At 64.1% G+C, this 12,073-nt stretch carries 12 protein-coding genes and 1 pseudogene; 9 read left to right on the top strand and 4 right to left on the bottom strand.

Translation table 11 applies throughout. The annotated features are described in order from the left end of the window. The 8 genes and pseudogenes from AB4Y87_RS25695 to AB4Y87_RS25660 form a co-directional block, all read left to right on the top strand. Positions 1-227, top strand: a pseudogene (locus tag AB4Y87_RS25695) (hypothetical protein); the annotation flags it as partial. Between the two features lie 49 nt (positions 228-276). After that, positions 277-2,736, top strand: coding sequence for a 7,8-didemethyl-8-hydroxy-5-deazariboflavin synthase CofG (cofG, locus tag AB4Y87_RS25690; protein ID WP_442007051.1), 2,460 nt, complete (start codon positions 277-279; stop codon positions 2,734-2,736). Next, positions 2,733-3,224 carry a hypothetical protein gene (locus AB4Y87_RS25685; RefSeq protein ID WP_442007050.1) on the top strand — a complete coding sequence of 164 codons (492 nt, stop codon included), beginning with the start codon at positions 2,733-2,735 and terminating at the stop codon, positions 3,222-3,224. The genes cofG and AB4Y87_RS25685 overlap by 4 nt, the downstream gene beginning before the upstream one ends. Then, positions 3,221-4,768: a flavin-containing monooxygenase gene (locus tag AB4Y87_RS25680; RefSeq protein WP_442007049.1), complete on the top strand. Its 1,548-nt coding sequence runs from the start codon at positions 3,221-3,223 to the stop codon at positions 4,766-4,768. Before AB4Y87_RS25685 ends, AB4Y87_RS25680 begins: the two co-directional genes overlap by 4 nt. After that, complete coding sequence (gene cofC / locus AB4Y87_RS25675; protein WP_442007048.1) at positions 4,761-5,357, top strand: 2-phospho-L-lactate guanylyltransferase; 597 nt, start codon at positions 4,761-4,763, stop codon at positions 5,355-5,357. Before AB4Y87_RS25680 ends, cofC begins: the two co-directional genes overlap by 8 nt. Positions 5,358-5,537: 180 nt before the next feature. After that, positions 5,538-6,398 (top strand): coenzyme F420-0:L-glutamate ligase, encoded by an 861-nt coding sequence (gene cofE / locus AB4Y87_RS25670; protein WP_442007047.1) that lies wholly within the window; start codon positions 5,538-5,540, stop codon positions 6,396-6,398. Next, complete coding sequence (gene cofD, locus AB4Y87_RS25665) at positions 6,395-7,402, top strand: 2-phospho-L-lactate transferase (RefSeq protein WP_442007046.1); 1,008 nt, start codon at positions 6,395-6,397, stop codon at positions 7,400-7,402. The genes cofE and cofD overlap by 4 nt, the downstream gene beginning before the upstream one ends. A gap of 424 nt (positions 7,403-7,826) precedes the next feature. Beyond that, a complete protein-coding gene (locus tag AB4Y87_RS25660) occupies positions 7,827-7,994 on the top strand; it encodes a hypothetical protein (protein WP_442007045.1) in 168 nt (55 codons plus the stop codon). Positions 7,995-8,084: 90 nt separating this feature from the next. Here AB4Y87_RS25660 and AB4Y87_RS25655 read toward each other — a convergent pair whose 3' ends face one another. The 3 genes from AB4Y87_RS25655 to AB4Y87_RS25645 form a co-directional block, all read right to left on the bottom strand. Next, the gene (locus tag AB4Y87_RS25655; protein ID WP_442007044.1) at positions 8,085-8,243 is read right to left on the bottom strand and encodes a hypothetical protein; all 159 of its coding nucleotides are present in this window, start codon (positions 8,241-8,243) and stop codon (positions 8,085-8,087) included. A 151-nt stretch (positions 8,244-8,394) separates the two neighbouring features. Next, on the bottom strand, positions 8,395-8,556 hold the full coding sequence (locus tag AB4Y87_RS25650; protein ID WP_442007043.1) for a hypothetical protein: 162 nt from the start codon (positions 8,554-8,556) through the stop codon (positions 8,395-8,397). Beyond that, positions 8,553-8,930, bottom strand: coding sequence for a hypothetical protein (locus AB4Y87_RS25645; RefSeq protein ID WP_442007042.1), 378 nt, complete (start codon positions 8,928-8,930; stop codon positions 8,553-8,555). The genes AB4Y87_RS25650 and AB4Y87_RS25645 overlap by 4 nt, the downstream gene beginning before the upstream one ends. Positions 8,931-9,091: 161 nt before the next feature. On the opposite strand from AB4Y87_RS25645, the gene AB4Y87_RS25640 reads away from it, so the two are divergent. Beyond that, positions 9,092-10,540, top strand: a complete 1,449-nt coding sequence (locus tag AB4Y87_RS25640; RefSeq protein ID WP_442007041.1) for a GntR family transcriptional regulator — start codon at positions 9,092-9,094, stop codon at positions 10,538-10,540. Between the two features lie 312 nt (positions 10,541-10,852). Here the strand turns inward: AB4Y87_RS25640 and AB4Y87_RS25635 are convergent, their stop codons facing one another. Continuing rightward, complete coding sequence (locus AB4Y87_RS25635; RefSeq protein WP_442007040.1) at positions 10,853-11,428, bottom strand: FAD-dependent oxidoreductase; 576 nt, start codon at positions 11,426-11,428, stop codon at positions 10,853-10,855. Between the last annotated feature and the right edge of the window lie 645 nt (positions 11,429-12,073).

The following is a 12,073-nucleotide window of genomic DNA, read 5'->3' as shown; positions in this document are numbered from 1 at the left end:
CCATCGAACAGGTCGCCAAGCGCTGGATCGTCGCCTCGGATCCGGAGCAGGTCATGGACCAGCTCATGCCCTACGTAGAGGCAGGGTTCAATCACCTGGTCTTCCACGCCCCGGGCCATGACCAGCAACGGTTCCTGTCCCAGTTCGCCGAACACCTCCTGCCGCGGCTGCGGGCCGTCGGCGCTAGCAGCGGCCCGTTGGCAGCCAGCGGACGGGGGACGCTGTGAGCGGCGCTAGGCTGAACCTGCAGCAAAACCCGGGGCTGGAGGGCCCGGTGTGCGAAACGCGAGACGCGTGCGGCTATTGGTTCGAAGGTCCAACATGGCCGCATCCTCGGTTCTGAATCCTGCGCCCCTCACTGATGCACTCGCTCGTCTCGAACACACGGGCGAGACGGACCTTGCCGGGGCCACGGCGCTCTTCGGAGCTCGAGGCAACAACCTCGACCGGTTGCTGACTGTTGCGTCGCGGCTCCGCGACGAGGGCCTCGCTCGCGCTTCCCGCGAGGGCATCATCACGTATTCGAAGAAGGTGTTCCTCCCCGTCACGCAGCTTTGCCAGGACCGCTGTCACTACTGCGTCTTCGTCGAGACGCCGGGGGGCCTGCTGAAGAAGGGGATACCCACCTACCTGTCCCCGGAAGAGATCCTTCGCATCGCTCGCGAGGGCGCAGCGCTCGGCTGCAAGGAGGCGCTCTTCACCCTCGGCGACCGCCCTGAGAACCGCTGGCCGGTTGCGCGGCAGTGGCTCGAGGACCACGGTTACGCCTCGACCCTCGACTACGTCGGTGCGATGGCCGAACTCGTGCTCACCGAGACCGGCCTTCTGCCGCATCTGAACCCCGGAGTCATGTCGTTCGCCGAGCTGCAGCGGCTCCGCCCGGTCGCCGCGTCGATGGGCATGATGCTCGAGACCACGGCCACGAGGCTTTGGAGCCAGCCCGGGGGAGTGCACTTCGGGTCCCCGGACAAGGATCCTGCTCTGCGGATGCGGGTGATAGACGACGCCGGCCGCTCCCGAATCCCGTTCACCACCGGGGTTCTTCTCGGGATCGGCGAGAACTACGCCGAGCGCGCCGAGGCTCTTTTCGCCATCCGGGCGTCGCACCAGCGGTACGGCCAGGTGCAGGAGACCATCGTCCAGAACTTCCGCGCGAAACCGCACACCGCGATGCAGAACGAGTCAGACCTCGCCCTCGAGGAGTACGCAGCCGCGGTCGCGGTCGCCCGGATTGTCATGGGGCCCGACCACAGCATCCAGGCGCCCCCGAACCTCAGCGAACTCCCTGAACTCCTGCTGCTGGTGCGCGCAGGCATCGACGACTGGGGCGGGGTCAGCCCGCTCACCCCCGACCATGTCAATCCCGAACGGCCCTGGCCCGAACTCCAGACGCTCGCCGAGCTGACGGCGCAGGCCGGATTCACCCTGCGCGAGCGGCTCACCGCACACCCGGCCTACCTGCAGGATCAAGAAACCTGGCTGGATGCGCGCGTCGCCCCCGCCGTTACGGCTCTCGCCGATCCGGTGTCCCTGCTCGCCGACGAGGGTGCACGGGTGAGGCCCGCGCCCCCCGGTGCGCGGGGCCCGCGTCCGCTGTCGGCAGGCCCAGTCACCGTTCTTGTCGCCGCCACCGCTCCTCCTGTCGATCGCGGCGTGACCGCCGGTCTGCCACGCCGCGCCGACCCCACCATCGTCTCCGCCCTCGCCAGAGCCTCGAATGACCCGGCCTCGCTGACGGACGCAGACTACTGCTCCCTCCTTACAGCCCGTGGTGACGACCTCGACGCGGTAACGGCGCTGGCCGACGAAGTCCGCTCGGCAGCAGTCGGTGACACGTTGACCTACGTCGTCAACCGCAACCTGGACTCGTCGCTCTACAAAAAGAGTCTCACAGACGACATGGTCCGGCGGCTGGTCCAGGAGGCCGTTACTCTTGGTGCTACCGAGATCTGCCTCCAGGGCCCAATCGACCAAGCGCTGCCAGGCACAGCCTACCGCGACTTGGCTAGGGCTGTCCGCGCAGCCGGGCCCAATCTGTCACTCCATGCATACCGCCCCACGGAGGTGCTGGACGGGGCGCGTCGGATGGGTGTTAGTGTCGAGGTTTTCCTCGAAGAACTGCGTGAGGCAGGCGTGACAAGCGTTCCCGGTACCGGCGCCCGGATATTGGACGGCGGCGTGCGCGCGATGCTGAGCGAGCGCACCGATCTGCCCGTCGACGAGTGGATCCGGCCCCTCAAGGCCGCTCACCGGGCAGGTCTCCGGTCAACGGCAACGATCGTCTACGGTCACGTCGAAACGCCCGCCCAAGTCATTGCTCACCTGCGTCGACTGACCCGGATCCAGGACGAGACCGGCGGGTTCACGGAGTTCATTGCCATGCCGTACGTCCCTTTCGACGTGCCCTCCGGGGTGCGGGCGGTAGCTGGTGAAGGCCCAGGCCTCGAAGCCTCGCGGGCGCTCCACGCGGTCGCGCGCCTGATGCTGCACGGCCGGATCAACCACGTACAGGCCGCGTGGACCAAGCTCGGCTTCCACGGCGCAAAGGCCGTACTCGCCGGGGGAGCGGACGACTTCGGAGGTCTGCTGCTCGACGGTGTGATCTGGCCGGAGGCCGGCGCCGAGGCGTACCGCGAGGCGACGCCGCGCGACGTTCAGCGGATCGCGACCGCTCTTGGCCGCGAGGCGGGGGAACGCACGACGAGTTACGCACTGGTCCAGAGGGGCTTGGTGTGATCCTCGTTAACGCTGGGACGGGCACAGGTCTGCGAGAGGTCACGACAGGGGTTGCACTGCTGCCCCTGGAAGGACTCGACCCGGTCATCATCGCGGTCGGCCCGACCGGCTTGGATCCCGACCTTGACGCAGCACTGCCGTTATTGACGCGGCGGCGTCAGGTCTTCGTGGCGGACGCCGACGTCCGGACGCGTGAGCTGCCCGGCCGTTTCGGGCTACTCGTTGCGCCGGTCTGCGAGACCCCGCTCATTGCTGACGCGCGTGTCTCTGCCCTGATCGTATTGGGCTCCGCTGCGCCGGCGCTGGACGTCCGTTGCCCTGTCCTCGTCATCGCGCCGGCGGGGTTGTCTGCGGCCAATCCGGCAACCGCAGACGTGCGCTTCGCCGAGGCGGGGCATCCCGCCGAGCAGGCGTATCTCATCGACGCGTTCCTGCGCGAGCCTCGGCGATACCCGGCCCACAGCACGATACCGCGAGCCCGGCCGTGACTGAGGCCAACGACATCCGGACCGTCCGCTCCGAAGCAGCGGTCAACGCTGACGCCGGCGGCGCGAAAGCCGCCGCGGAGCCCGTTGATACGGTCATCATTGGTGCAGGCTTTGCCGGCCTCGGTGCCGCGATCCAGCTCGCGCGCTCGGGCAAGCAGTCGTTCGTCGTCGTAGAGCGCGGTGCCGACGTCGGCGGCACCTGGCGCGACAACGTCTACCCGGGCGTCGCTTGCGACATCCCGTCACAGCTCTACTCGTTCTCGTTCCGGCCGCGTACCGACTGGAGCCGCTTCTATTCTCCTGGCGGCGAGATCCTCGACTACCTGCAGGAGGCCGCCCGCGAGGAGGGCATCCTCCCACACCTCCGCTTCTCGTCAGACGTGCTCGCGCTCGACTGGGACGATTCCACCATGACCTGGACGGTCCTGACTACGCGCGACACCTACTGCTGCCGCTGGGTGATCGTGGCGACGGGGCGGCTCTCTGAAAAGCGCATGCCCGACGTGCCGGGCCTCGACTCGTTCGCTGGCCCAGTGTTCCACTCGTCCGAGTGGCCGCGCGATCTCGATCTTGCGGGCAAGCGGGTCGGGCTCGCCGGAAGCGGCGCCTCCGCTGTGCAGATCCTGCCGCGCATTGCCGCGGTGGCCGACGAAGTTGTTCTCTTCCAGCGGAGCGCGGCGTACGTCGTTCCCCGTAACGACTACGCGTACGCCGAAGGCGAGAAGGCCAGCTGGCGAGCCGATCCCGACTCCCTGGCGACACTACGGACTCGAATGTTCTGGGACGCCGAAGCGGGTTTCGCAGCACGGCTCGGCGCCGCTGGTCCACTCGCCGCGCTCCGGGACCGTGCGCGACGGCACCTCGAGGCACAAGTCCCCGACTCAGCCCTCCGCCGGGCGCTGACACCCGAATACGAGGCCGGGTGCAAGCGCGTTCTGCTATCGGACGATTACTACCCGGCCCTCATGAGCAAATCGGTGCGCCTAGAGCGATCGGCGCTCAGCGCCGTCGAAGGCAGCCGAGTCGCGGCTGCCTCGGGAGCGGCCTATGAACTCGATGCGCTCATCCTAGCGACCGGCTTCCACTCCACCCGGCCGCCGATCGCGCACAGGATCCGTGGCCGCGACGGCCGCACCCTCGACGCGGCCTGGTCCCACGGAATGGTCGCCTACAACTCCACCACAGTGGCTGGCTTCCCGAATCTCTTTGTCATTGACGGCCCCAACGCCAGCCTCGGCCACAACTCGGCCGTGCACATGATCGAGTCGCAGATCGCGTACGTTCTCGAGGCCATGCGGTATCTGCGCAGCCGCGCCGTGCCGGCCTTCGACGTGCGGCCGGAGCGACAGGCCAGCTACGTCGCCGAAATCGACCGCATGGCTGCGAACACCGTCTGGCTCACCGGGGGCTGTCGCAGCTGGTATGTCGACGAGCGGAGCCGCCGGCTGACCCTCCTATGGCCGGACACCGCCTCGGCGTTCCGCGAGCGGCTCGCCCGGTTCGACCCGGCCGACTACGACATCGGGATGGTTGCTCATGACTGACGCCTGGACCATTGTCGTACCGGTAAAGGGCACCGCGACCGCGAAGTCCCGTCTGGGAGGCGATCCTGGCCTTGCTCGCGCGATCGCCCTCGATACCGTGGAAGCCGCGCTGCCCGTGGGCCGCCTCGTTGTCATCACCACCGGAGCTGCTGCCGTCGATTTTCGCGCCCTCGGCGCAGAGATAGTGCATGATCCAGGACAGGGGCTATCCGCAGCCGTGCTCCAAGGCATCGCTGCGGCGGGTCCCGGCCGGGTCGCAGTGCTCCAGGGCGACCTGCCAGCACTAACCTCGACCGAACTTGAAGGCGCTCTGCAGCTCGCCTCAGCCGTTGAGCTGGCATTCGTCGCAGATGCCGCTGGAACCGGGACAACGCTTCTCACCGCCCTCGACCCGGGACGACATCGCCCCGCGTTCGGCGAAAATTCGCGCGCTGCGCACGCAGTCGCGGGTTACGTCGAGCTCTATATCGACAAGACATCAGGGCTGCGGTCCGATGTCGACATCTGGGCCGACCTCGAGCGGCTCGCGGGACGGCTCGGCCGACGGACCGCCGAGGCTCTGGAGTCGATCAGACAATCGGCGCGTTGAGCAAGTAGCGGACAAGACCTGCTCCGCACGAGACGAAAGGCTTAATAATGACCCTGCCCACTCATCAATGCCACATGCTTGACCAAGTATCGTCCTGTGGCACGTCGGAAGGGATAATTCGAAAAGTACGATACACGCTACTCATGAAAAATAGCGGACTGTGTTCTGATGGGATTTGAGATGAATCAAAGTAATCTGGCGAGCATTGGAACGCGCGAGCCGCCGGACCCTCCACAGCAATTTGCCGTCGTTGGGATCAACGGAATCGGTGAGATCGTCGCCGGCGATGACCTCTTGGTGCTCGTTGGAAACGCCATCGAAGATGAGATTTCCGCAGGCGACATCGTCGTAGTGACCAGCAAAATAGTTTCAAAGGCTGAAGGGCGTTCTCTGCGGGCAGACAGCCGCGAAGATGCCATCACGGCCGAAACTGTACGGCTGGTCGCTAGCAAAGCACACCCCGGCGGTGTGACCCGAATTGTTCAGAACAAGCTGGGATTGGTGCTGGCCGCCGCCGGTGTCGACGCGAGCAACACGCCTGATGGCACGGTGCTGCTCCTGCCCGAGGACCCGGATGCGTCAGCGCAGGCGCTCTGCACCGGGTTGCGCCGGCGATTCGGCTTCGACTTAGCAGTGCTCATAACCGACACGCTAGGCCGCCCTTGGCGCCTGGGGCAGACCGATTTGGCAATCGGTGCCGCGGGAATGGCAGTAACCCATGACTTACGAGGCACGCGGGACGACTTCGACAGGCCGATGGATGCAACCATCACTGCGGTGGCGGATGAAATAGCAGGTGCAGCGAATCTGGTGCTCGGCAAGACCTCACGCAGGCCGGTCGCCGTGGTCCATGGCCTGGGCCACCTCATTCGGCCGATCCAGGAGCCTGGAGCCCGGACCCTGATTCGCGCTGCAGAGGATGACTTGTTCCGTCTGGGATCGGCCGAAGCACATCTGGAAGGATTCCAAGAGGGCTTCGCGGCAGGACAACGATCCCCCGTGGAATCCTCCAGCATCACAGACGGCGGTGCTACCGCATGAGGGTCACGGTGCTGGCCGGTGGTGTGGGTGGGGCGCGATTCCTGCGTGGGCTGCGCCACCATCTGCGTCAGGTATTGCCGGATGGTGCCGGGGGAACGACGGCGGAAATCACCGCGGTAGTCAACACGGGTGATGATATGTGGCTGACTGGGCTGCGCGTCTGTCCCGATCTGGACTCGGTGATGTATGCCCTCGCCGGCGTTAACGATGAAGCGAGGGGATGGGGCCGGGCCGGTGAAACGGAGCGCGTTAGTGCCGAGCTGACAGCTTATGGTGTGGGCTGGCCATGGTTCACTCTCGGTGATCTGGACCTCGGCACGCACATCACCCGCTCGCATCTGCTGCGGACCGGGCAGCCGTTGAGCCAGGTTACGCGGCGTCTGGCCTCCCGGTGGGACCTCGGGATGGAGCTGCTGCCCATGAGCGATGAGGAAGTGGAAACCCAGGTCGTGTTGGACGGTCCCAACGCTGATCTGCCAGAGATTTTGCACTTCGAGGAATGGTGGGTCCGGCATCGTGCCCAGCGTCCAGCCCGGGAGTTTCTCCAGGCCGGGCTCTCTAAGGCCGTTCCGGCTCCGGGGGTCTTGGCGGCGATTTCCGGTGCCGATGTCGTCGTACTGGCCCCGTCAAATCCCGTGGTGTCCATCGGCACCATCTTGAATATCCCCGGCATCAGGCAGGCAATTCAGACGACGGCGGCCCCCGTCGTAGGGATTTCGCCCATTATCTCCGGTGCCGCCGTCCGGGGCATGGCGGCTGCTTGCCTGGCCGCGATCCAGGTCAGGACTGCTGCCGATGCGGTGGCAGTGCATTATGGTGCGCGGTCCTCCGGAGGCATCCTGGATGCGTGGCTGATTGACAGCGCCGATGCGGAGCTGTCGGGTTCCATCGCCGGTTCCGGGGTCCGGCCCGTTATTGTTCCACTGTGGATGAACGACGTCCAGAGCAGCGCGGATCTTGCCGCAGCGGCCTTGAAAGCTGCGTCGGCAACGGCAGACGCCTAGACTGTGGCACCAAATTCAAGGCTCAGGCTGGGCGGCTATGGTGGCCCAGGCTCGACGGCCACGGCGAGACTAGCGGCCGTTACGGCTGGTTCATTGCCGAGTTTGCCATCCTAGGGGTCAGAATTTTGATCTCTGTCTTGAATATTGGGCAGCGTTCTTCATTCAGGCATTGTCGATGTGGCCGTTGATGTGGCGGTCGATGGTTGCCAGGGCTTGTAGCAGTGATGCCGATGGGGGGCTCGTTGGCTGCTAGAGGCGCGGGAGCCGGCTGTTGCCCCTGCTGCAGAACGATGCGACTCGTTGACCGTCAGCGCTGAGCCTGAAGGTGTTGTTGTGCGGCATCGTTCGATGACTCCGTTGCGGCGCCGGCAAGGTTGTGGCTCGTTTGGTTGGTGCTTGAATCCCGGGGACTGCCCCGGGATTTGTGACTGGAGTCTTAGGCCAGATCCTGATGCTCCAGCAGTTCGTGCCTGTAGTGGAGCATGAACTCATGCCTGTAGTAAAGGCCAATCCAGGGAGATGCAGAGTATTCGTCAATGCCAAAATCCTGAACCGGAACTGGTGCATGTTCAGCGCCGATGCTCTGATCTAGCACGGATGATCGGAATGCCGTCTGACTCACGCCATGGTGAGCTGCCCCGGGGTTGGGCATGATTTCTCCTCGTTTCATAGGTGTTTGGGGTTAGGACGCGCGGAGGATGTCTTCGACGCGGTGTTTGGCCTCGTCGAAGAGCAGGCCGCCGAGCAACGTCGCGGGGTTCCTGCAGGCGGCGAAACCGTTGGAGAGTTCGGTGAATGCGATGCCCGCGGCGGTGGACTGGTCGCTTTCGGATGTTTTCAAGTGGAATCCTGCTGCCCAGAACCGGCGTACAGACGACGAAGTGAAGCTGCGTGACAGGCTCGAACGGAATGTTCAGCCAGTAAGTTCCCAGATAACTCCGCTTGGGACTCCAAGGGGCAATGTGCAAAAAGCTCCTTCTGTTCGAGCGCCTTCAGGCGAAGTCGGCGTCGAGTTCACGCATGAGCTCATCCCACGCTTTCGGGTTGTCGGCCCTAGGTCGCGTCAGCGCCGGCAATTGGGGAAGGGCCGTCCGGATGCGTGTACCTCCGGGAGTGAACGGGACAGTGCTGGCTCCCGAGCTGCGGCGCTTCACAGTCCGCCTCCTCGGAAAGCGGGGGTGTCTCCGCGTTGGTGGAGGGCCGTGTCGGGTGAATGGTCGAAACGATGGGCTTCGGCGCGGAATCCACCGCCTGGTCCGAGCCCTTCGCGAGCGAGGTCATGGAGCAACTGATGGTAGCCAGAGAGGGCCAGAGGCGGCATCTGGTGGAGGGAAGCAATGGTTGCCCCGGGGCGGTCCACGCAGAACAGGGCGAGGATCGCTTTGTCCTCCTGCGCATCGTCAAGTGTCCGGTAGTCGCCGATCGGGCAATCTGCGGTCAGTGCCTGTGCGTAAAGGCCAAGGCGGTCCAGCGGTGTCAAATTCCCGGATCGCTGCCAAGCATACACGACATCCGTGCTATCTAACATGACCATCGACTCCTTGCGTGATGATCGAACTATGAGAAAGCGTGTCCCGCTTCTCTTGATACACTTGAGATTAGACCTTTAATGTCAAATGTCAATGGACATTAAAGGTTGAATGTCAAGGTTCTTGTTCTTCAACCCCTACAAATTTAGGAGCGTGGTCCATGGCCAGTTGGAGAGAGCAACTCGCTTTCGCGCCGTTGGACACTGTCGAGCGCGGCCAAGAGATCGGGCGCCGACTCGGTCATGCGATTGAGCTGGGGATACTCCAAGACGGAACCCAGCTCCCTAGTGAAAGCGAGCTGGCGGCAAGGATGAGCGTCTCCACCTTAACGCTGCGTGCCGCCCTCGCGGAGCTTCGTCATCGAGGACTTCTGGAAACACGACGCGGCAAAGGCGGTGGAAGCTTCGTGAAGGCTAGCACCGGAGACATCACCAAAGCTCAGCGGGACGCCCTTGCCGCGTACTCCCTTGAGGATCTGCGGGACATCCGAGAATATCGGGCATTTCTGGCAGGGTCAGCCGCCATGTCGGTGGCAGGCCGATCTCGGCAGGTCCCCATCGGGCGACTGGCTTCGATGGCGGTGATGATCGAGACGGCGCAAACACCCGTTGAAATGACGCGAGCGGACAGTCAATTCCACATAGAGCTCGCGGCCACATCGGGATCCGTCCTGTTCGCCCGGCAGGAGATGGAGATGCATGCCGCAGTAGGGGCATTGGTGTGGACCAGCGCTTCTGACCGCCGAGCGGCGGCCGCGAATGAGCACACGATGATCGTGGACGCAATACGAGATGGGAACACCCTTCGAGCACGAGGCCTCGCCGAAGACCATGTCCGCCGGGACGTGAACCGCCTCATCGAGGTGCGGATGTCCATGGAATATCCGCCACCAGGATCGCCGCCCAGGATCGAAGGCATCGATAGCGCAGTTTCCGCCGTCGAATCGTTCGCTGTGAGCCTCGAAGGGACCGCAGCCGCGTCGATCCGGGCCGTCGAAGAAGCCGTCCAAACCGACCTCGACCGCTCAAAGAACCGCAGGCTGGATCAGTTGGTGAATGTCTACGATGTGTGCCAGAACCTTCTAGCGAAGGCCGTGCCGCCCTTGGTTGGGACGGGATTCATCGCCGATCCATCATTCTTCGGCGAATCGGGCCTCATCTGGTGCACCATCCCGTCGGGTCCGGGATCGGCGCGGCGTGTGGAAGCGGATATGGAGTTCTATGGTTACTCGACAGCACCGTGGTGGCCCGCGCACGACACTGATGATAACGTCCACGCCACCTACGCCTACGTGGACGCCTTCGGCGCCAACGAACACCTCGTCTCCTTCTCCAAGCGAGTCACGAGGGACGGCAGGATGGCTGGCGTTGCTGCCGTTGGCGTCCTCGTTAGCAGCCTTCAGACTGGATTCGAGCCGTTCCTCCGGACCTTGCCGTCAAACACGTGCATAGTTGATCAGAACGAAACGGTTCTCGCTACCAACACGGCTAGCCTCGTCGGTGAAACCCTCTCCCCATTCCATCAGACAGAACGAAGAATCCCTCTATCGGTCCCGTGGACCCTATGTCTAGGTGTGAATACCGGAGAGAGTGCCGAAGACGCGATCTGATGAACCGTCGGTGGTTCCTCGAGCAGCGGAACGGATACATGGCTGCAGGGCGGCGGTCCGGGCTTGGTTGAGGTGAAGGGCTGGCGAAGGGCCCAGCCTTCCTGCAGTGTTTTGATTGAAGCGTTCGGCTTTGCCGTTCTGCTAGGGATGCCGCGGTTTGATCAGGATGTGTCTGAGCCCCCAGCACAGCGAGTGCATCCTGGAAGTCGCGGGAGCACCGGTAGGCGAAGGCGTTCTCGGTCATGACCCGGCGCACCGGTACCCCGGGCGTCCCCATGCCCAGCCATCCCTTCAAGCCGGACGCAACAACAGCTACGGGACACCAATTATTTTGAGCCGGCAGTCGTACTGAGTCGACCAGAACCACGGCACATCAGTGCCGGACGGAGGCGAGTCGGTAAGCGTCTCGACGACTGCCTTCGCCTGCGCGGCGGCATTCGGTATCGACTCCAGACGCAGCCCACCGTCGCCCATCAGGGCGCAATCGCCCGCCGCGAGTATGTCGGGCAGCGTGGTGCGTCCGTGGCTGTCCACCAGTAGACCGTTGGGTGCTTCAGCCCCCGCCACGGCAACGGGTTCCACATTCGGGATCACACCGATTCCGACGACAACAACATCTGCAGGAATGGTGTCCCCGTTTGCCAACCTCACTCCCGTGCAGCGCTCACCGTCGCCGGTGATCTCGGTGACGGTTGTGCTCACCTTGATCCTCACGCCGGCGGCTCGGTGGCGCTCGGTGAGGAACGTAGAGGGAATCACGATGTTCGACACCGCGACGGTACCGGTGACACGGTACCGGTGGCGGGCGCAGATATCCCGACGCCGTGGGCGCCCAGTGTTGATTGAGTGGCTATCCGTGGAGCGCCGGATGCGATGAGAGTCCCACATCCGGTGCGGAGGGCGGGTCGGAGAAACGAGCCGGGAGCAATCCCGGTGTCGCGCTCCGGCCCGACCCTACATCATCGGTTCCGAGGGGACAGTGATCGGCACTCTCCTGGAACTGCGGCGCGGCAGCAACGAGAACACAAATCGGCTCCCAAGATTCTGGTTCGAGAAAGGCTCGAACCTCTCGGTCCACACTCCTGAGGACCTCCGCCGGGTCGCCGCGAAACTCAACCGCCGACTCCGGCCGACCGTCAACCTCGAAACCCCAGCCCACAGGCTGAACCAGCTGCTACGAGCGGCATAAATCTCCGCGTTACCCCGACTACTTGACTCTGCCAACGTTGGGTACTAGCAGACTGGGACTCCCTGGCTTCTCCGGCCATCATTCGACTTGCCGGCTCACGGCGGTCGGTGTCCCTGCGATCGTATTCAAAAAGTTTGCCCTATTCGGTTGCAATCGTATTCAGGGGCCCTGTAGGGTGGTCTAGATCACGCCAGAGGCCGCCTTTGGCGTGATGCCCGATCCCCGAAGCCGTGGGTCCAATGTGAGGAATTGAGGAATTGTTGTGAGAAAACGAAGGAGCGTGATGGCGCGCGGATCCCTGGTTGTCGCATGCGGGTTGCTTGCGCTGACAGGATGCGCGTCCG

It is taken from the genome of Paenarthrobacter sp. RAF54_2, from assembly GCF_052113945.1.
In the GTDB taxonomy this organism is placed as follows: domain Bacteria; phylum Actinomycetota; class Actinomycetes; order Actinomycetales; family Micrococcaceae; genus Arthrobacter.
This window is presented reverse-complemented; position numbering and strand designations above follow the sequence as displayed.

Coding starts and splice junctions, on each gene's coding strand:
- AB4Y87_RS25640 (WP_442007041.1), top strand. CDS start 9,092: ATGGCCAGTTGGAGAGAGCAACTCGCTTTCGCGCCGTTGGACACTGTC.
- AB4Y87_RS25645 (WP_442007042.1), bottom strand. CDS start 8,930: ATGTTAGATAGCACGGATGTCGTGTATGCTTGGCAGCGATCCGGGAAT.
- AB4Y87_RS25635 (WP_442007040.1), bottom strand. CDS start 11,428: ATGTGGGACTCTCATCGCATCCGGCGCTCCACGGATAGCCACTCAATC.
- cofE (WP_442007047.1), top strand. CDS start 5,538: ATGAATCAAAGTAATCTGGCGAGCATTGGAACGCGCGAGCCGCCGGAC.
- cofC (WP_442007048.1), top strand. CDS start 4,761: ATGACTGACGCCTGGACCATTGTCGTACCGGTAAAGGGCACCGCGACC.
- cofD (WP_442007046.1), top strand. CDS start 6,395: ATGAGGGTCACGGTGCTGGCCGGTGGTGTGGGTGGGGCGCGATTCCTG.